At 65.8% G+C, this 19,811-nt stretch carries 16 protein-coding genes; 7 read left to right on the forward strand and 9 right to left on the reverse strand.

The genetic code is table 11. The annotated features are described in order from the left end of the window. Positions 1 to 21 precede the first annotated feature (21 nt). Positions 22 to 1,812 carry an aspartate--tRNA ligase gene (aspS, locus tag LRX75_RS07615; RefSeq protein ID WP_231813212.1) on the reverse strand — a complete coding sequence of 597 codons (1,791 nt, stop codon included), beginning with the start codon at positions 1,810 to 1,812 and terminating at the stop codon, positions 22 to 24. 247 nt (positions 1,813 to 2,059) lie between these two features. Here aspS and LRX75_RS07620 point away from each other — a divergent pair, with 247 nt between their 5' ends. Further along, complete coding sequence (locus LRX75_RS07620) at positions 2,060 to 3,457, forward strand: multicopper oxidase family protein (RefSeq protein WP_231813214.1); 1,398 nt, start codon at positions 2,060 to 2,062, stop codon at positions 3,455 to 3,457. A 115-nt stretch (positions 3,458 to 3,572) separates the two neighbouring features. Further along, positions 3,573 to 4,733, forward strand: coding sequence for a ribonuclease D (rnd, locus tag LRX75_RS07625; RefSeq protein WP_231813458.1), 1,161 nt, complete (start codon positions 3,573 to 3,575; stop codon positions 4,731 to 4,733). A 7-nt stretch (positions 4,734 to 4,740) separates the two neighbouring features. On the opposite strand, the gene LRX75_RS07630 is transcribed toward rnd, so the two are convergent. From LRX75_RS07630 to LRX75_RS07650, 5 genes are all read right to left on the reverse strand, one after another. Further along, positions 4,741 to 5,232, reverse strand: coding sequence for a hypothetical protein (locus tag LRX75_RS07630; RefSeq protein ID WP_231813216.1), 492 nt, complete (start codon positions 5,230 to 5,232; stop codon positions 4,741 to 4,743). 35 nt (positions 5,233 to 5,267) lie between these two features. Next, on the reverse strand, positions 5,268 to 6,788 hold the full coding sequence (gene ppx / locus LRX75_RS07635) for an exopolyphosphatase (protein ID WP_231813218.1): 1,521 nt from the start codon (positions 6,786 to 6,788) through the stop codon (positions 5,268 to 5,270). 12 nt (positions 6,789 to 6,800) lie between these two features. Then, positions 6,801 to 8,984, reverse strand: coding sequence for an RNA degradosome polyphosphate kinase (locus LRX75_RS07640; protein ID WP_338110290.1), 2,184 nt, complete (start codon positions 8,982 to 8,984; stop codon positions 6,801 to 6,803). Positions 8,985 to 9,077: 93 nt separating this feature from the next. Then, a complete protein-coding gene (gene hdaA, locus LRX75_RS07645) occupies positions 9,078 to 9,785 on the reverse strand; it encodes a DnaA regulatory inactivator HdaA (RefSeq protein WP_231813222.1) in 708 nt (235 codons plus the stop codon). Further along, positions 9,782 to 10,912 carry an AI-2E family transporter gene (locus LRX75_RS07650; RefSeq protein WP_231813224.1) on the reverse strand — a complete coding sequence of 377 codons (1,131 nt, stop codon included), beginning with the start codon at positions 10,910 to 10,912 and terminating at the stop codon, positions 9,782 to 9,784. The genes hdaA and LRX75_RS07650 overlap by 4 nt, the downstream gene beginning before the upstream one ends. A 241-nt stretch (positions 10,913 to 11,153) precedes the next feature. Here LRX75_RS07650 and purM point away from each other — a divergent pair, with 241 nt between their 5' ends. Then, the gene (gene purM, locus LRX75_RS07655; RefSeq protein WP_231813226.1) at positions 11,154 to 12,236 is read left to right on the forward strand and encodes a phosphoribosylformylglycinamidine cyclo-ligase; all 1,083 of its coding nucleotides are present in this window, start codon (positions 11,154 to 11,156) and stop codon (positions 12,234 to 12,236) included. Further along, the gene (gene purN / locus LRX75_RS07660; RefSeq protein ID WP_338110284.1) at positions 12,233 to 12,850 is read left to right on the forward strand and encodes a phosphoribosylglycinamide formyltransferase; all 618 of its coding nucleotides are present in this window, start codon (positions 12,233 to 12,235) and stop codon (positions 12,848 to 12,850) included. The genes purM and purN overlap by 4 nt, the downstream gene beginning before the upstream one ends. Before the next feature lie 54 nt (positions 12,851 to 12,904). Here the strand turns inward: purN and LRX75_RS07665 are convergent, their stop codons facing one another. Both LRX75_RS07665 and LRX75_RS07670 read right to left on the reverse strand, forming a co-directional pair. Further along, on the reverse strand, positions 12,905 to 13,519 hold the full coding sequence (locus LRX75_RS07665; RefSeq protein ID WP_231813228.1) for an NUDIX domain-containing protein: 615 nt from the start codon (positions 13,517 to 13,519) through the stop codon (positions 12,905 to 12,907). Beyond that, the gene (locus LRX75_RS07670; protein ID WP_231813230.1) at positions 13,516 to 15,675 is read right to left on the reverse strand and encodes a molybdopterin-containing oxidoreductase family protein; all 2,160 of its coding nucleotides are present in this window, start codon (positions 15,673 to 15,675) and stop codon (positions 13,516 to 13,518) included. The genes LRX75_RS07665 and LRX75_RS07670 overlap by 4 nt, the downstream gene beginning before the upstream one ends. A 68-nt stretch (positions 15,676 to 15,743) precedes the next feature. Here LRX75_RS07670 and LRX75_RS07675 point away from each other — a divergent pair, with 68 nt between their 5' ends. The 3 genes from LRX75_RS07675 to LRX75_RS07685 all read left to right on the forward strand — a co-directional run bounded on the left by LRX75_RS07675 (position 15,744) and on the right by LRX75_RS07685 (position 18,236). Further along, entirely contained in the window at positions 15,744 to 16,625 is an 882-nt protein-coding gene (locus tag LRX75_RS07675; protein ID WP_231813232.1) for a 23S rRNA (adenine(2030)-N(6))-methyltransferase RlmJ, read from the forward strand. A gap of 170 nt (positions 16,626 to 16,795) precedes the next feature. Continuing rightward, positions 16,796 to 17,590, forward strand: a complete 795-nt coding sequence (locus LRX75_RS07680) for a ribonuclease T2 family protein (protein ID WP_231813460.1) — start codon at positions 16,796 to 16,798, stop codon at positions 17,588 to 17,590. A 55-nt stretch (positions 17,591 to 17,645) separates the two neighbouring features. Continuing rightward, positions 17,646 to 18,236, forward strand: a complete 591-nt coding sequence (locus tag LRX75_RS07685; RefSeq protein WP_113150330.1) for a glutathione S-transferase — start codon at positions 17,646 to 17,648, stop codon at positions 18,234 to 18,236. Between the two features lie 64 nt (positions 18,237 to 18,300). On the opposite strand, the gene LRX75_RS07690 is transcribed toward LRX75_RS07685, so the two are convergent. After that, a complete protein-coding gene (locus LRX75_RS07690) occupies positions 18,301 to 19,806 on the reverse strand; it encodes a tripartite tricarboxylate transporter permease (RefSeq protein WP_231813234.1) in 1,506 nt (501 codons plus the stop codon). Positions 19,807 to 19,811 lie beyond the last annotated feature (5 nt).

Below are 19,811 nucleotides of genomic sequence, written 5' to 3' on the forward strand. Positions count from 1 at the left end.
ACGATTTCTGCAGGACCTGCCTCAATCCTTTTTCGGCTGCGGCACGACGCGGAGAGCGAGTTCGCGCAGCTGCGTCGGGGTGGCCTCGCTGGGGGCGTTCATCAGCAGGTCCTGGGCCTGCTGGTTCATCGGGAACAGCGAAATTTCGCGCAGGTTCTTGGCGCCGACCAGGAGCATGACCACGCGGTCGATGCCAAAGGCGCAGCCGCCGTGCGGGGGGGCGCCGTACTGGAAGGCGCGGTACATGCCGCCGAAGCGGTCTTCCACGTCCTGCTTGGACAGGCCGACCAGTTCGAAGGCCTTGACCATCAGGTCCGGCGACTGGTTCCGGATGGAGCCGGACGCGATCTCGAAGCCGTTGCAGACGGCATCGTACTGGTAGGCCTTGATCGTCAGCGGATCCTGCGTTTCCAGCGCCTCAAGCCCGCCCTGCGGCATGGAGAAGGGGTTGTGCGCAAAATCGACCTTCTTCTCTTCCTCGCTCCATTCGTAGAAGGGGAAGTCCACGATCCAGCAGAGCTCAAACCGGTCGCGGTCGACGAGGTTCAACTCCTCGCCGGCGCGGGTGCGGGCTTCGCCTGCGAACTTGTAGAACTTGGCCGGGTCGCCGGCGACGAAGAAGCAGGCATCGCCCGCTTCCAGGCCGAGCTGGACGCGCAGCGCCTCGGTGCGCTCGGGGCCGATGTTCTTGGCGAGCGGGCCGGAGCCCTCGATGGTCTCACCCTCGGCACGCCAGAAGATGTAGCCCAGCCCCGGCTGACCGGTGGACTGCGCCCAGGCGTTCATCCGGTCGCAGAAGGCACGGGAGCCGCCGGTCTTGGCCGGAATCGCCCAGACCTCGACCTTCGGGTTGGAGGCGATCATGTTGGCGAAGACCTTGAAGCCGGAGCCTTCGAAATGCTCGGTCACGGCCTGCATCTCGATCGGGTTGCGCAGGTCCGGCTTGTCGGAACCGTACTTGCGGATCGCGACGTCGTAGGGAATGCGCGGCCAGTCCTTGGTGACCGGCTTGCCGTCGGCGAATTTTTCGAACACACCTGTGATGACGGGCGCCATCGTGCTCCAGACGTCTTCCTGCTCGACAAAGCTCATTTCCACGTCGAGCTGGTAGAATTCGCCCGGCAGGCGGTCGGCGCGCGGGTCTTCGTCGCGGAAGCAGGGCGCGATCTGGAAATAACGGTCGAAGCCCGCCACCATCAGCAGCTGCTTGTACTGCTGCGGCGCCTGCGGCAGCGCGAAGAACGTGCCGGGATGGATGCGCGACGGCACGAGAAAGTCGCGTGCGCCTTCCGGCGAGGAGGCGGTGAGAATCGGTGTCGTGTAATCGGCAAAGCCTTCGGCATTCATGCGGTTGCGCATGTCGGCGATGATCTGCGTGCGCTTGACGATGTTGCGGTGAAGCGTCTCGCGGCGCAGGTCGAGGAAGCGGTACTTGAGGCGCACGTCCTCGGGATAGTCCGGCTCGCCGAAGATCGGCAGCGGCAGTTCCTTGGCAGCCGAGAGAACCTCGATGCCTTCTGCGTAAAGCTCGATCTCGCCCGTCGGCATAGTCTTGTTGACGGTCTCGACAGTGCGCGCCTTGACCCGGCCGTCGATGCAGATGACCCATTCGCCACGCACGCTCTCGGCTGCCTTGAAGGCCGGGCTGTCGGGATCGACCACGACCTGCGTCAGACCGTAATGGTCGCGCAGGTCGATGAACAGCACGCCGCCATGGTCGCGAACACGATGCACCCAGCCGGAGAGACGGACGTTCGCGCCGACATCGGTCTGGCGAAGGGCGGCGCAAGTGTGACTGCGGTAACGGTGCATGGGTGTTTCCTGGAACTGGCAAAATGCCGCACACGGGAGAACCATCGCTGTCCCGGCGGCGTCGAAATCGCGCGGAAAAGCGCATGGCAGGTCCGATTTGTCAAGGCCGGAGCCTGCCGGGATGGGCGCATCCTGCGCGCGGAGGCGCCCTGCGACAACGCGGCAGGCAGGAAAGATTGCCGTCACAATTGCTGAAGGGGGCGATCAAGTTTAAGGAGAGGCCCTGTCGATGCACCCGGACCGGATCATGCCCGCCCTCACCCGCCGAACGCTCCTCAAAGCCAGTGCCGCAACGGCCGCCTCGTTCGCGCTGGGCGCCGGTCTTGCCGCGCGTCCGGGCACGGCCGCGCCGCTGACGCTGAAGGCGCAGTTCAGCGCGGCGAAGATTGCCGAGGGCAGCGCGGAGACGCGCGTGATGACGTGGGGGCTTGGCGACACCCAGGCGCTCTCGGGCGTGCCACCGGTGCTGCGGATGCGGCAGGGCCAGCCCTTCGCGGCCCGGCTGGTCAACGCGCTCGACGAGCCGACCACCGTGCACTGGCACGGGCTGCGCATTCCCAACGCCATGGACGGCGTGCCGGAGATGACGCAGCCTTACGTCTATCCGGGCGACGGCTTCGACTATGCCTTTACCCCGCCCGATGCCGGCACCTTCTGGTATCACCCCCATTGCAACACGCTGACCCAGATGGGCCACGGCATGACCGGCGTCATCGTCGTGGAAAACCCTGCCGACCCGGTCTTCGACGCGGAGATCGTGCTGAACCTGCGCGACTGGCGACTGGGCGCCGACGGGTCGTTCATCGCCCCGTTCAAGCCCCGGGATGCGGCCCGCGGCGGCACCTACGGCACGGTGCGCACGGCCAACTGGCAGCGCGCGCCGCAGTTCGAGGCGCCGGCCGGCGGGCTGGTGCGGCTGCGCATCGCGGCCACCGACGTCACCCGCATCTACACGCTCGGCATCGATGCGCCGACGTCCATCCTGGCGCTCGATTCGAATGCGCTTCCCCTGCCTCTTTCCCTCGATACGCTCGATCTCGGCCCGGGGCAGCGCGCCGATCTCGTGGTGCGGATGCCGGATGGCGAGGGGCAGACCGTGACGCTCGGCAACCTGCGCGGCTCCTCGCCCTGGACCATCGCGACGCTGGTCGCACGCGGGTCCTCGCTCAAACGCGATCTGGCGGAGGCCGGCGCGCTGGCGCAGAACCCGATCGCGCGGCCCGAGATCGCCGGCGCCGAGCGCATTCCGCTGGATGTCACGGCGACGGCCGAGCACAAGGCTGTCGAAAGTATCTGCGGTTCGCTTGGCTATACGTTCTGGGCGATCAACAAGGTGCCGTGGCCGGGCGATACGCCGGACCCGGTCGCGCCGCTGGCGGAGCTGAAGCTCGGCAGAAGCTACGTCTTCGAGATCGCCAACCGCACGCCGCATGCCCACCCGATCCACCTGCACGGGCTGACGTTCCACGTCCTCTCCTCCAACAAGCGCACCGTGCTGCCGCCACCGACGGACACGATCCTGCTGCAGCCGGACGAGCAGGCGGAGCTGGCGCTGGTCGCCGACAATCCCGGCGACTGGATGCTCCACTGCCACATCATCGAGCACCAGAAGACCGGCATGTCCTCCTATCTCAGAATCGTCTGATCGATCGTCCGCACCACGCCGGATCGCGGCTTTTTCATGTCGCTTGGTTGACATCCCCGCATCAAAAGAGAAGAGAAAGGAAACCCGCCTCCACATCCCCGGAGATCCGATGGACATTATCGATACGACTGCGGCGCTGCAGGCAGCCTGCGACACGCTGGCGACTGCGCCTTATCTGACGATCGACACGGAGTTTCTCCGCGAGACGACGTTCTGGCCGCAGCTTTGCCTGATCCAGATGGCCGGCCCCGACATCGCGGTGATCGTCGATCCGCTCGCCAAGGGCCTCGACCTCGCCCCCTTCTTCGCGCTGATGGCCAATCCCGACATCATCAAGGTCTTCCATGCCGCGCGGCAGGACATCGAGATCATCTTCCATCTCGGCGGGCTCATCCCCCACCCGATCTTCGATACGCAGGTCGCGGCCATGGTCTGCGGCTTCGGCGACAGCGTCTCCTACGACCAGCTCGTCAGCCGCATCAAGGGCGAGCATATCGACAAGTCCTCGCGCTTCACCGACTGGAGCCGCCGGCCGCTGACCGACAAGCAGCTCGACTATGCGCTTGCCGACGTCACCCATCTGCGCGACGTCTACCATCACCTGAAGGCCGAGCTGGAGCGCGAAGGCCGCTCGCTGTGGCTGACGGAGGAGATGGCGGTTCTCGAATCGCGCGAGACCTATGACATGCATCCCGACGATGCCTGGCAGCGTCTGAAGATGCGCCTGAAGAAGCCGATCGAGCTGGCCGTGCTGCAGCGCATCGCCGCCTGGCGCGAGCGCGAGGCCCGGTCCCGCAACGTGCCGCGCGGCCGCGTGCTGAAGGATGACGCGCTCTACGAGATCGCCCAGCAACAGCCGAAGGATGCCGAGGCCATGTCGCGGCTGCGCACGGTGCCGAAGGGCTGGGAGCGCTCCAGCGCCGGTACCGCCATCATCGAGGCGGTCAACGAGGCTCTTGCCTTGCCCAAGGCCGACATGCCCCGCCTGCCCCGCCAGAACCAGACGAGCGAAGGGGCGGCCGCCGCCATCGAGCTGCTCAAGGTTCTCCTGAAGCTGGTGGCGGAAAAGCAGGGCGTCGCCGCCAAGATCATCGCCAACAGCGACGACATCGAACGCATCGCCTCCGAAGGCGAGAAGGCCGATGTCGGCGCGCTGAAAGGCTGGCGGCGCGAGCTGTTCGGCGACATCGCGCTGAAGCTGATCCAGGGCGACGTGGCGCTGCGCTTCGTGGACCGAAAGATCGAGGCTGTGGAATGGGCGGGGACTTCGGCCTGAGGCCAGCTCACCGCTCCGGCTGGAAGCCGTAATCGTATCCGGGGCCACCCCCTTGGTCAAATACACCAAGCTTCGTCAAGCATGCCGGTTTCATCTCGGGCGTCACTAACGGCTCCGTGGTGCCGTCCGGCAATACCTGGGCAACATATGCATCGACAATCCTGCGAACCGAGCCGTCAGGATGAATAAGATAATTACCGAACCTGTCTGAAAGCAAGATGCGCCCTTCGGTTGTCTTGCACACATCGACGCGTTGCCCGCCGCCGCTATCCTTATCCATCTCCAGAACGGCCATCGCGCGTCGCTTTGCGTTTACCGTAAGCGTGCGCGTAAACTCCGCGAGGAGCGGATGAGCTGATGTCCGATCGATCCGAATGTTGAGACCATCAATGTCGGCCCCGCTGACATCGATGGTGCGGATTTGCCGTTGCTCGACAATCGTCCTGATGATTGATACGGCCCCGAGTGCCAAGCCGCAGAAGAAAGCCAGGTTGAACATGAAGCGAACGCGAGTCGAGCGAGACTTCACTGTCGTCACTCGAACTGAAACGCGATCCGCTTGCCCGTCTGTTTCGCCAGTTGCTGCAAGCGGCCGTCCAGTCGCTCGCCGGCGAATTCGCTGTAATCGGCGGGCACCACGAAATCGAGGTCGGTGTTGGCAGCGGAGGACGGGCGGAGGGTGAGGTTGCGCACGATGCCGGGCATGGAGGCGGAGAAGAGATAGGCGACGCGCAGGAGCGCGCCTAGAACCTTGGCCTGTTCGAGCATGCGGACCGGTGTGATGGTCGAGAGCGGGCTGGTGGCGCCGTTGTCGTTGAGGCCGTCATGCCGGTAGTAGTTGGCCAGCGCGATATAGGCGCGGCCGGCATGGGTGATGCCGGAAAAGGTGGAATGGGCGATGATGTTCAGCGCCTGCAGGCCCCGGTAGTCGGGATGCGCGCGCCAGGAGATATCGGCAAGCAGGCAGGCGGCCTGCCGGTAGCGGGCTTCCTCTTCGGTTTCCGTGATGCCGAGGGCCGGCAACACCCTGCCCGTCCAGTCCGCCAGTTCACGGGCGTGTTCCGGCGACCGGGCGCGCAGGATGGCGAGTTCGGAGGCGGCGGTCAGCAGGGGATCGGCGTTGCGCGCCTGCTCCGACAACAGCGAGAACAGATATCCCTCGCGCACGCCGAGGGCGGAAAACGAGATCCGCGCCGGCTTCAGAAGCGAGATCGTCTCCTGCAGCGCGATGGCGCCGTAGGGCAGAAGATTGCGGCGGCTGCGGGAGATCGCCGCGAAAGCGGGGATCTTCAGATCCTTGGGCTCGATCACTTCCGGCAGGAAGCTCATCGCCTCCTCGAAGCTCATCTCGTAGCCCTGCATCATGTGCAGCGGATAATCGCGCAGTTCCATGTGCAGCTTGGCGATGGAGCGCCATGTGCCGCCGACGGCGTAGAAGGTGCGGCCGGCACCGCGTTTCAGCACGTCGACGTTCTTCACCGTCTTGCGGACATAGGCCCGCGCCCGCTCCAGCGAGCCGCCGGCATGCTCCGACAGGCGAATGCCGCCGAGCGGCAGCGTGATGCCCGTGCCGATGGTGCGGCCGACGACATCGACCAGCTCCAGCGAGCCGCCGCCGAGATCGCCGACGACGCCGTCGGGATCGTGATGGCCACTGACGATGCCGAGCGCGGAGAAGTAGGCCTCCTCCTCGCCCGAGAGAACGCGGATCTTCTGGCCGAGAATGTGCTCGGCGCGGCGGATGAAATCGGGACCGTTGGAGGCGTCGCGGGCCGCCGCCGTCGCCAGCACGAAGCCGGTCGAGGCGCGCGCCTGGGTGGCGAGGGCCTTGAAGCGATGCAGCGCCTTCAGCGCCCGCTCGACGCTTTCGGCATCCATCTGGCCCGTGGCATCGATGCCCTTGCCGAGCCCGCACATGACCTTTTCGTTGAACAGAACCGCAGGCGAGCGGTTCAGTCCCTCGTAGATCACGAGCCGGATCGAGTTGGAGCCGATATCAACGACGGAAACAGGGGCGATGCCAGGCAAGCGCCCCTGAGCTTCGGATTCTACCATTCAGGTCCAGCTTTACTTTCTGCGGTCGCTGTCCCAGCCGGCGATAACCTTGGGCGCACTCGATTTCAGGGCCTCGCCCCGGCCGGACAGGCTGGGGTTGGTCATGAAATAGACTTGCGCGTTGAACGGCTCGCTGTCCTTGGACACCGAGATCCGTCGTGAGGTGCCGTCCTCGAGAATTTCGTAGCTCTGCTGGTTATCGATAAGATTTGCCAGCATGATCTGCGACAGGACCTGTTCGTGCACGGTCCGGTTGACGAGAGGCACAAGAGTCTCCACGCGCCGGTCCAGGTTGCGCGGCATCATATCCGCCGAGCCGATATACACAAGCGCATGCTCGGAGGGAAGAGCATGGCCGTTGCCGAAACAGAAGATCCGGCTGTGCTCCAGGAAGCGGCCGACGATCGACTTGACCCGGATGTTTTCCGACAGGCCCGGCACTTGCGGACGCAGGCAGCAGATACCGCGCACGATCAGCTCGACCTCGACGCCCGCGCGGCTCGCGCGGTACAGCGCGTCGATGATCTCGGGATCGACCAGCGAGTTCATCTTCATCCAGATGGAGGCCGGACGGCCGGCGCCGGCATGCACGATCTCTTCCTCGATGTGACGGAGAATGCGCGGGCGCAGCGTGTGGGGCGAGATCGCCAGCTTCATGCCGGCCTCGGGCTCACCGTAGCCGGTGATGAAATTGAAGATGTTCGCCATGTCATGGCCGACCACCGGCGAGCAGGTGAAGAAGGAGAGGTCGGTGTAGATCTTGGCGGTGACGGGGTGGTAGTTGCCGGTGCCGAGGTGGCAGTAGGTGCGCAGCTTGCCCTCCTCGCGCCGCACGACCATGGACATCTTGGCATGCGTCTTCAGCTCGATGAAGCCGAAGACGACCTGCACGCCGGCACGCTCCAGGTCGCGCGCCCAGCGGATATTGGCCTCCTCGTCGAAGCGGGCCTTGAGTTCCACCAGCGCCGTCACCGACTTGCCGGCGTCGGCCGCATCGATCAGCGCGCGCACGATGGGGCTGTCGTTGGAGGTGCGGTACAGCGTCTGCTTTATCGCAAGGACGTCAGGATCGCGCGCAGCCTGATGGAGGAACTGGACAACGACGTCGAAGCTCTCATAGGGGTGGTGAACCACCATGTCTTTTTCGCGGATGGCGGCGAAGCAGTCTCCCATGTGCTCTCGGACTCGTTCGGGAAATCGCGCGTTATACGGCGCGAAACGCAGATCCTCCCGTGGTGCCTTGGTGATTTCCGACAGCGTGTTCAGCGCCAGCAGGCCCGGCAGCACGGCCACGCGGTTTTCCGGCACGGCAAGCTCGGAAATAACGAAGCGACGCAGCTCCAGCGGCATTTCCGAGTCGATCTCGATGCGAATGACCGAGCCGCGGCGGCGGCGCTTCAGCGCGGTCTCGAAGAAGCGGACGAGATCTTCCGCCTCTTCCTCGACCTCGATGTCGCTGTCGCGGATGATGCGGAACGTACCGGCGCCCTTGACGTCGTAGCCGGGGAACAGGCGGCTGATGAACATGCCCACCACGTCTTCCAGCGTGATGTAGCGTATGGTGGAACGCACGTCCGGCAGGCGCACGAAGCGGTCGAGCGCGACGGGCAGGCGCAGGAGCGCGGTCATCGGGTCGCGGCCCGAGCGGCTGACGAGCTGCAGCCCCATGGTGAAGCCGAGATTGGGAATGAAGGGGAACGGATGGGCCGGATCGATCGACAGCGGGGTCAGAACCGGGAACATCGACTGGTCGAACGTCGTCTCCAGCCATGTGCGGTCGTCGGCCGACAGCGAGACGGGGCGGACGATGAGGATGTCTTCCTTGGCGAGATACTGCTGCAGCACGGCGAGCGACGCCTGCTGCTCCATCTGCAGCGTGTTGATCTCCTTCAGGATATCGCCCAGCTGCTCGGCCGGCGTCTTGCCGTCGGGGCTGCGCACGACGACGCTCTGGCGCACCTGCGCCTCGAGGCCGGCGACGCGGACCATGAAGAACTCATCGAGGTTGGCGGCCGAGATCGACAGGAAGCGGACGCGCTCCAGCAGCGGATGGGCGGTGTTGAGCGTTTCCTCGAGAACGCGGCGATTGAACTGCAGCCACGAGAACTCGCGGTTGATGAACCGCTCCGGGCTGTTCAGCAGGTCGATCCCCTTGTCGACCGGACCCTTGTCGTTCGGGTTGGCCGGCGGGGTGATCGTCTTTGCCGCAGCTGTCGTCGTGTCCATGTCCCGTTCCCTCATTCGCGTTGCGAAAGCTGCTAGACGAGTTTGACGACGGAACTGTGACAGTCAATCGCCTTGTTCAGGGATTTCTTGGATATCCCCCGCATGACCAATTTTTTCAAGGACTTCCGCGGCCAGAGCGCGATGGATCCGCGTGTGGCGCGCAAGCGCCAGCCGGTCCATCTCCTCCACCACCCGATGGGCACTTTCGAGCGAGCGCTCCATGCGGGCGACGAGGTAGGCGATCAGCCGTTCGTCGGGGAAAAGCTGGCGATCGGCAAAGAGCTTCATCAGCACCTGGCCGAGAAGATCGTCGTCCGGCGCGCTCGTTTCCACGACGGTGACCGCTTTCAGGCGCGAGGCGAGATCCGGCAGCACCACGCCCCAGGCGGCCGGCCGGCTGCGGGCGGTGAGAAGCAGATAGGTTCCGTTCTGTCGCACGCTGTTGATGACGTGAAACAGCGTGGTCTCGTCGAAGCCGCGACGGTCGGCATCCTCGAAGACCACCGGGCCATGCGCCGCGATGTCGGGCGCGCCGCTGCCCGCCTGAAGATCGATGGCGGCGGCGCCGCTTGTTCCGGCCCAGATGGCGGCCAGATGGGACTTGCCCGAGCCCGGCGGGCCGACGAGCACGACCACCGGCGACGGCCATTGCGGCCAGCCGTCCACGATCGCCACCGCCGCCTCCAGCGCGGGCGAGACGAGCAGGTCGTCCCGGCTGATCTGCGGCGCATGTCCGAGCGGCAGCGGCAACTGGTCGTCGCGACGGGTCATGTCAGGCTGTGCGGCACGTTCGGCTGGGCCTCGATGGTCGTGTGGGTCGGCGGGCTGTGGTAGACGTCGCTTTCGAGATAGCGCGCCAGCGCGAAGCGCACGAGGACGCCCAAAGCCGCCGCAGCCGGCACGGCCACGAGAAGCCCGACGAAGCCGAAGAGCGAGCCGAAGGCCAAGAGCGCGAACATCAGCCAGACCGGATGCAGCCCGACGCTGCTGCCGACCAGCTTCGGCTGGAGAATGTTGCCTTCGAGGAACTGGCCGGAGAAGAAGATGCAGGCGACGACGATGACCCAGAAGTAATCCGGCCAGAACTGCACCAGCGCCACACCGACCGCCAGCACCAGGCCGACCATGGAGCCGACATAGGGAATGAAGCTGATGATGCCGGCGAAGAAGCCGATGAGCAGGCCGAAATTCAGCCCGGCGACCGTGAGTAAGATACCGTAGTAGAGGCCGAGGATGATGCAGAGCGAGCCCTGCCCGCGCACGAAGCCGGCAATGGAGCTGTCCATGTCGGTCGCGATCTGGCGCACGGTGGACAGCTGTCCACGCGGGATCCAGCTGTCGACCTTGGCGACCATGCGGTCCCAGTCGAGCAGCAGATAGAAGGCGACGACCGGCGTCACCACGAAGAGCGAGATGATGTCGAGCAGCGCGACGCCGGAATTCCACAACTGCTGGACCAGCGTTCCGAGGAAGCTTGCGCCCTGTGCGAGAAGGCGGGACGAGTTCTCGCGGATCGCCGGCAGCTGGCTCTGCAGCCAGTCCGGCAGGATATCGGCCTGGGGGCTTGCGAGGAAATTCTGGAAGCTTGCCACGTAGTCCGGGATCTTCGTGATGAAGTCCGACGCCTGCGTGAAGATGATCGGGATGATCAGCACGAGCGACAGGGCGAAGACGACGATGAAGCCGACGAGAATGACGATCGTCGCCATCATCCGGCTCAAGCCCCATTTTTCCAGCCGGTCGGCGATGGGATCGAGGAAGTAGGCGAGCGCCATGCCGGCAAGGAACGGCAGGAGGATGGAGGAGAAGACCATCAGGAAGGCGATGAAGAGGACGAAGAAGGCAAGCCAGAAGATCGCCTGACGGCGAAGTCCCTTCCCGCTGAACATGGTGGCCATCTGTCGCTCCGATCCTGTTGACATCGCGGCGGCCCGTGGCGCGCTTCCAATGAGATAGGCGCGAGATAGGACGGTGCAAGGCGGCCGGTCAAGCGCCCGTGATTCGCTATCCCCGAGGGATGACGGCGCGATGGCGCCAAGATCCACGCGGGAAAAAGCCCCGCGAGAGCGCCTGCACGCTTGCACTTGCCCGCACCACATGCCAATCGCAGGGCTTGAACCGGTGCGTGGAGAGCCAAACATGAGCCAGTCGGAACAGAACGGTCTGACCTACAGCGATGCGGGCGTCGATATCGATGCCGGAAACCTGATGGTCGAGAAGATCAAGCCGCATGTTCGCTCCACCCGCCGGCCCGGCGCCGATGGCGAGATCGGCGGCTTCGGCGGCCTGTTCGACCTGAAGGCCGCGGGCTTCACCGATCCGGTGCTGGTGGCTGCAAACGACGGCGTCGGCACGAAGCTGAAGATCGCCATCGACGCCGACAAGCACGACACCGTCGGCATCGATCTCGTGGCCATGTGCGTCAACGACCTCGTGGTGCAGGGCGCCGAGCCGCTGTTCTTCCTCGACTACTTCGCGACCGGCAAGCTCGACCCCGACCAGGGCGCGTCTATCGTTGCCGGCATTGCCGCGGGTTGCCGGGATGCGGGCTGTGCGCTGATCGGCGGCGAAACGGCGGAAATGCCGGGCATGTATGCGGGCGGCGACTACGATCTCGCGGGATTTGCAGTCGGCGCGGCCGAGCGCGGACAGCTGCTGCCGGCCGGCGACATCGCCGAGGGCGACGTGATCCTCGGCCTCGCCTCGTCCGGCGTGCATTCCAACGGCTACTCGCTGGTGCGCAAGATCGTCGGCCTCTCGGGCCTTGCCTGGGACGCCCCGGCCCCCTTCGAGGCCGGCACCGAAGGCGCGACGCTTGCCGACGTGCTGATGACACCGACGCGCATCTATGTGAAACCGCTGCTGAAGGTCATCCGCGAGACCGGCGGCATCAAGGCGCTGGCCCACATCACCGGCGGCGGCTTTCCCGAAAACATTCCGCGCGTGCTGCCGAAGCACCTCGCGGCCGAAATCGATCTTTCCGCGGTGAAGGCGCCGGCCGTGTTCTCCTGGCTTGCCCGCACCGGCGGCGTAGCAGCGACCGAGATGCTGCGCACCTTCAATTGCGGCGTCGGCATGATCGCCGTCGTGCCGGCGGACCGTGCCGACAGCGTGACGGCGGCACTTGTCGCCGAGGGCGAGACGGTGTTCCGCCTCGGCCGGATGATTGCCCGCAACGCGGGCGCGCCGGGCGTGGTCTACGAGGGAACGCTGGCGCTGTGAGCGAGACGATCTCGAGCGAAACGACGCCGCGCAAGCGCGTCGTCGTCTTCATTTCCGGCGGCGGTTCCAACATGGTGGCGCTGGCGGATGCCTGTGCCGAGGCCGACTATCCGGCCGAGATCGTCGGCGTGATCTCCGATCGGGCGACTGCCGCCGGGCTCGAGAAGGCTGCCGTGCGCGGTATCCCCACCGCCGCCTTCGAGCGGCGCGACTACGCCGACAAGGCAGCGCACGAGGCTGCCATCCTCGATCATGTCGAGACGCTGCGCCCCGATCTCCTCTGCCTCGCCGGCTATATGCGGCTGCTCACAGGCACCTTCATCGGCCGCTACCAAGGCCGTATCCTCAACATCCACCCGTCCCTCCTGCCCGAATTTCCCGGCCTGCACACGCACCAGCGCGCACTCGACGCCGGCCGCACGGAGGCCGGATGCACCGTCCATTTCGTCACCGAAGGCATGGACGAAGGCCCGGTCATCCTGCAGACACGCGTGCCGGTGCTGGACGGCGACACGGCGGAGACGCTGGCGTCGCGCGTGCTGACGGTGGAGCATAAGACCTATGCGCAGGCTCTGCGGATGGTGGCGAGCGGTGACGTTCGGATGGGTGTCTGAGGCTTGCATCTTTTGCTTGCCTGACTGGCCGAGGTCAGCGGCAGCGCAGGGCGTTCAAGGCGCCACAGACGTCCCGGCCTTCAGGCTATCGCGGTTCATCACCGCCCATTGCAGCAGCATGATCGTCTTTCCGTCGCAGATCTCGCCGGAAGCGATCATGGCCATCGCGTCGTCGAGGCCGAGTTCCACGACTTCGATATCCTCATCCTCGGATGCGAGCCCGCCGCCCGCCTCCACGCGGTCCTCGATATCGATGACGGCGGCGAAGCAGTGGACGATCTCGGTGACGGCGCCGGGGGACATATAGGCCTTGAAGAGCGAGCGCACGGCGCCGACGCGGTAGCCGGTTTCCTCCATCGCCTCGCGGCGGATCGCATCTTCCGGCGCATCGCCATCGAGCAGGCCGGCCGGCGTTTCGAGCATCCAGCCCGTGCCGCCATTGACATAGGTCGGCACGCGGAACTGGCGCACGAGCACCACGATCTCGCGGCGCGGATCGTAGAGCAGGATCGTCGCGCCGTTGCCGCGATCATAGGTCTCGCGCTTCAGCACTTTCGCCCGGCCATCGGCATTCGTGTAGCGGAAGGTGATGTTGCGCAGGTGGTACCAGTTCTTCGAGAGCGTCTCGTCCTTGAGGATCTCGATGGTCACCGTCTCGGACTTGCTCATGCGGGCTCTGCCATTCCAGGGGTCTCGTCGCGTTTCAGCCAGATACGGTTGTCGTGGAAGGCGGCGCCCCCATAGGGCGCGACGCTGTCGGCGCCGGTCAGCACGTTGATGCCTTCGCCGTCGAGATGGGCGCCGTTCGGCCACAGGCCCTCGGCGATCACCACGCCCGGCCGCGTGCCGCCGCCGAGGCGGGCGTGAAGGCGGATCTCGCCCCTGACATTGCCGAGCCGGACGACGTCGCCCTCCGCGATGCCGAGCCTTGCGGCATCCGCCGGATGGATCATCACCTCCGGCCGGCCTTCCTTCTGCACCGAGCCCGGCGTTTCCGCAAAGCTCGAATTGAGGAAGGAACGCGCCGGCGAGGTCGCGAGACGGAACGGGTGGTCCGCGTCGGCCGACTCGATCAGATCCGCATGGTCGGGATAGACCGGCAGGCCTTCGACCGGGCCGAGCATGCCCATGGCGGCCGGCGGGCGGTTGGGCGCGGGCGTGCCGGTCCAATCGGCGCGGAAGCGGAAGCGGCCGTCGGCATGGGCAAAGCCCTCGACGAAATGCGCCGTGGCGAAATCCGGCTGGACATTCAGCCATTTCGCCGCCTTGAGGTGGTCGTAGCCGCTGTCGTAGTTGACGAGGATGCGGTCGATATGATCGCGCTCGCCCAAGCCGAAGCCCGGGCGATCGGCGATGCCGAGACGCTTTGCCAGTTCCTCGATGACGAAGAGATTGGTGCGCACCGTCGACGGCGGCTCCACGAGCTTCGGCCCGAGCAGGATATGCTGGTGGCCGCCGCCGCGGTAGAGGTCGTCATGCTCCAGGAACATGGTGGCCGGCAGCACGATATCGGCAAGCTTCGCCGTGTCGGTCATGAACTGCTCGTGCACCGCGACGAAGAGGTCCTCGCGCAGGAAGCCGCGCTTCACCAGCCGCTGTTCCGGCGCAACGTTGACGGGATTGGTGTTCTGGATCAGGAGCGCCGTCACCGGGCCGCGATGGCGCAGCGCCTCGGCGTCGCCGGTCAGCACGCGGCCGATCTGCGACTGGTCGAGCATGCGGATGTCGGGATCCGCCATGGCGGTGCCCATCAGTTCGCGCTTGTCGAAACGGAAGATGTCGTTGTTGGAGTGGAACGCGCCGCCGCCCTCGTGCTTCCACGAGCCGAGCACCGTCGCGATGCTCGCGGCCGCGTGGATCGCCACCGCGCCGTTGCGCTGGCGGGTGAAGCCGTAGCCGAGCCGGAAATAGGTCTTCGGCGTCGTGCCGACGAGTTTCGCGAAGGCTTCGATCTCCTCGACCGAGAGGCCCGTGATCGCCGAGGCCCAGGCCGGGTCGCGGCTCTGCAGATGCGCTTCCAGCCCCTCGGGATCGTCGGAATGGGTGGCGAGATAGACGCGGTCGGCATGCCCGTCGCGGAAGGCGATGTGCATGACGGCGCAGGCGAGCGCTGCATCCGTGCCGGGACGCACGGTCAAGGCCATGTCGGCCTGCTTCATCGTGGGATTGTCGTAGATGTCGATGACGACGATCTTCGCCTTGCGCTCCTTGCGGGCGCGGATGGCATGCGTCATCACGTTGACCTGGGTGGAGACCGCGTTCGTGCCCCAGATGACGACGCAATCCGATACGGCCATCTCGCGCGGATCCGGACCGCGCAGCGCGCCGGTGCCCATGGTGAAGCCGGTCCAGGCGGGATTGGTGCAGATCGAGCCGAAGAAGCCGGAATAGCGTTTGGCGTGGCGCAGGCGCTCGATGCTGTCGCGCTGCACCTGCCCCATCGTGCCGGCGTAGAAATACGGCCAGACGGCTTCCGAGCCGTGCCGCGCCTCGGCCTTGAGAAACGCCTCGGCGATCTCGTCGAGCGCGGCGTCCCAGGAGATCTCGCGAAAGTCGCCCTCGCCCTTGGCGCCGACGCGCCGCTGCGGCACGAGCAGGCGGCCGGGATGGTAGATGCGCTCGGAATAGCGCGCCACCTTGGCGCAGATGACGCCGGCGGTGTAGCTGTTGGCAGAGGCGCCGCGCAGCCGGCCGATCCGGCCGTCCGGGGTCAGGTCCACCTCCAGCGCGCAGGCCGAGGGACAGTCGTGCGGACAGACGGAGTGTCCGACCGCGATTTCCGCTTTGATGGGGGTCGCAAGGTTCATGGCTTTTCTATAGGACATCGCAAAAGCGGCTCAAAGCGCTTTGCCCTTCGCATCTCAACATTTCATCAAGGCGATCACCAGAGATCATGAATTATCGGCACATCTACCATGCGGGCAATTTCGCCGACGTGCTGAAGCATGCGGTGCTCGCCCGTCTCGTCACCTACCTCAAACAGAAGGACAAGGCGTTCCGCGTGCTGGATACCCATGCCGGCATCGGGCTCTACGATCTTTCCGGCGAGGAAGCGCAGAGGACCGGGGAATGGCGCGACGGCATCGGCCGGCTGCTGGCAGACCCGGTGCCGCCCGCGGTGGCGCCGATTCTCGCACCCTATCTGGAGGCCATCGCGGCGCTGAACCCCGAAGGCGGAATGACGCACTATCCCGGCTCGCCGAAGCTGACGCGCCTGCTGATGCGGCCGCAGGACCGGCTGTCGGCGATGGAGCTTCACCCCGACGACTACGAGACCCTGCACCGGCTGTTCGACGGCGACTACCAGAGCCGCATCACCGAACTCGACGGCTGGCTGGCGCTCGGCGCCCATCTGCCGCCGAAGGAGAAGCGCGGGCTGGTGCTGGTCGATCCGCCGTTCGAGGAGCCCGGCGAGTACGAGCGGCTCGAAAAGGGTCTCGCCAAGGCGTATCGCCGCTTTCCCGGCGGCACGTTCTGCCTCTGGTATCCGCTGAAGCAGGGCGCGCCGGTCGCCGAGTTTCACGAGAGCCTGGTCGCCCTGAACATTCCCAAGATGCTCTGCTGCGAGCTGACGGTGAAAAGCGATCGCGGCACGACGGGCCTCACGGGCACGGGCCTCATCATCGTCAATCCGCCCTTCACCCTGAAGGGCGAACTCGACGTGCTGCTGCCCTTCCTCAAGGATCGCCTGAAGCAGGACCGTTTCGCCTCCGCCCGGGCCATCTGGCTGCGCGGCGAGGAACGCGATCCTCCAGACGATGCGGACGAGGCCTGATCGGGCGATGTCGTCGCCTTGCCCGGCTTGACGCGATACACCCGCCCGACGCAATCTCCCGCGGCGCAACGAAGCGCCAAGGGGCAGAAACGGGAGACGATGATGACGAAGGATCTCCCTGTCCCCACTCGCGACCTTTTGTGCCACGCCGCGCATGGGATCCCCGCGTGATGCACCGGCCCGTGCTCTCCTGCGTCCGGATCGCGGCAGCGCTTGCTGCAAGCCTTTTCCTGGCGACCTGCGGTGACGAGCCGGCGCAAAAGCAGGCCACGGCCACGCCGCCCATCCTTCAGCAGGTGCCCCCGCCACCCCACGCGCCCGCGCCGCAAAGCGCACCGCCGGCACCGAACCGGACGTCTCCGGCCGCGTCCCCAGACGTGCCGATGGGCAGCGGGTTCGATTTCTACGTCCTCTCCCTCTCCTGGTCGCCGAGCTGGTGCGCAGAAAACGACCGCGCGGGCAAGACGGCGCAATGCGGTGGCGACCGGACATACGGCTTCATCGTCCATGGCCTCTGGCCGCAGAACGAGCGGGGCTTTCCCTCCTTCTGCCCGTCGCGCGACAGCGACCGGGTGTCCGATGCGCTCGGCCGCGGCCTGTTCGACATCATCCCCTCCATGGGCCTGATCGGGCACCAGTGGCGCAAGCACGGCACGTGTTCGGGGCTCGATCAGCGCGCTTATTTCTCCGTGCTGCGGGCGGCGCGCGAGCGTGTTCGCATTCCCGCGAGCCTGGAGACTGCCGATGCGCGGCGGCGGATGAGCCCGGCCGCTATCGAGACGGCGCTTGCCGACGCCAATCCCGGGCTAACGCCTCAGGGGGTTGCCGTGACCTGCGGCGGCGACAGGCTCGACGAGATCCGCATCTGCTTTAGCCGCGACCTTGCCTTCCGCGCCTGCAGCGAGATCGATCGCGGCGGCTGCCGGGCGCGGGACCTGACCATCCCCGCTGCGGCCCGACCATGACGGGCGCGACAACCATCCCCTCCCGAACCCTTTACCGAAGACGAATGGTGCACCCATGAAGATCCTCTACTCCCCCGCCTCCCCCTACTCCACCAAGGTGCGCATGGCCGCGCATTACGCCGGCCTGCCGGCCGAGAGCGTGCTGACAGACACGAATTCCAACCCGCCGGACCTGATCGCCAGCAATCCGCTCGGCAAGATTCCGACGCTGGTGCTCGACAGCGGCCAGGCCATCTTCGACAGCAGCGTCATCATGCATTTCATCGACCGCGAGACGAAGGGCACGCTCTATCCGCGCAACCCGGAAAAGCGGGTGCAGGCCGAGGTGCTGGAGGCGCTCTGCGACGGGATCTGCGACAGCCTGCTCGCCATCGTCTACGAAAAGCGCTTCCATCCGCCGGAAAAGGTGCATGAGCCGTGGATCGAGCGTCAGTGGCAGAAGGTCGAGCGCGCGCTGGACTATCTCGACGCCAATCTGCCGAAGACCGGGACAAAGCTCCATGCCGGCCATTTCGCGCTCGCCGCCACGCTGCGCTACATCGAACTGCGCTTTGCCGGCGAATGGCAGAAGGGCCGCTCGAAGCTCAAGAACTGGCCGGAAAAGTTCGAGAAGCATTTCCCGGACTACAAGCTGTTCAAGGCGTGATGCGGATCGGGAAAGGCGCCGCCGTTGCCGGCGACGCCTTTCCCGTTCGGGTCGACAGATTCTGTCAGCCTTCTTCCTGGAACACCACTTCGCGCTTGGCCTTGATGCTCGGCAGGAAGACCACGACGAGGACGGCGGCGGCCAGCAGGAGAAGGCCGGCGCTGATGGGGCGCGTGACGAAGGTGGAGGGATCGCCGCGCGAGAGGATCATGGCGCGGCGCAGGTTTTCCTCCAGCAGCGGGCCGAGCACGAAGCCGAGCAGCAGGGGCGCCGGTTCGCACCGCAGCTTGACGAGGAGATAGCCGGCGATGCCGAAGAAGGCGACGGCGTAGAGATCGTAGACGTTGGCATTCACGCTGTAGACCCCGATGGCGCAGAAGGCCATGATGATGGGGAACAGCACGTAATAGGGCACCGTCAGGAGCTTCACCCACAGGCCGATCAGCGGCAGGTTGAGCACGACCAGCATCAGATTGCCGATCCACATGGAGGCGATGATGCCCCAGAACAGAGCCGGCTGCTCGACCGCGACGTTCGGGCCGGGAACGATGCCCTGGATGATCATGGCGCCGACCATGAGCGCCATGACAGGGTTTGCCGGAATGCCGAGGGTGAGCAGCGGGATGAACGAGGTCTGGGCACCGGCGTTGTTGGCCGATTCCGGACCGGCGACCCCGGCGATCGCGCCCTTGCCGAACTCTTCCGGATGTTTCGAGATGCGCTTTTCGACCGTGTAGGAGGCGAAGGCGGCAAGGATCGCGCCGCCGCCGGGCAGGATGCCGAGCGCCGAGCCGATGCCGGTGCCGCGCAGGACCGGGCCGACCATCTGGCGGAAATCGTCCCGCGTCGGCAGGAGGCCGGTGACCTTGCTGATGAGCACGGTGCGCGTCATCTCGCCTTCGAGATTGCGCAGAATTTCGGCGACCCCGAAGATGCCGACAGCCACGGCGACGAAGTTCAGGCCGTCGGCATATTCGCGGATGCCGAGCGTGAAGCGCGGCGTGCCGGTGTAGATATCCGTGCCGACGAGGCCGAGCAGCAGGCCGAGCGAGACCATGGCCAGCGCCTTGACGATGGAGCCGTGGGCGAGCGCGATGGAGGAGACGAGGCCGACGACCATCAGCGAGAAATATTCCGCGGCCCCGAACTGCAGCGCCACGGCGGTGAGCGGCGGGGCGAAGATGGCGACGAGGAACGTCGAGACGGTGCCGGCGAAGAAGGAGCCGAGCGCCGCGATGGCGAGTGCGGCACCCGCCCTGCCCTTGCGCGCCATCTGGTAGCCGTCGATGGCGGTGACGGCGGAGGAGGATTCGCCCGGCATGTTGATGAGGATGGCGGTGGTGGAGCCGCCATACTGCGCGCCGTAATAGATGCCGGCGAGCATGATCAGCGAGGAGACCGGCTCCAGCTGGAAGGTAATCGGCAGCAGCATGGCGATGGTCGCGGTGGCGCCGATGCCGGGGAGAACGCCGATGAGCGTGCCGAGGAGAACGCCGATGAGGCAGAAGAGAAGGTTTTCCGGCGTGCCGGCCGTCGCGAAACCCAGCGCGAGATTGCTGAAGAGATCCATGGTCG

The sequence above is a fragment of the Rhizobium quercicola genome, from assembly GCF_021168455.1.
Taxonomy (GTDB): domain Bacteria; phylum Pseudomonadota; class Alphaproteobacteria; order Rhizobiales; family Rhizobiaceae; genus Ferranicluibacter; species Ferranicluibacter quercicola.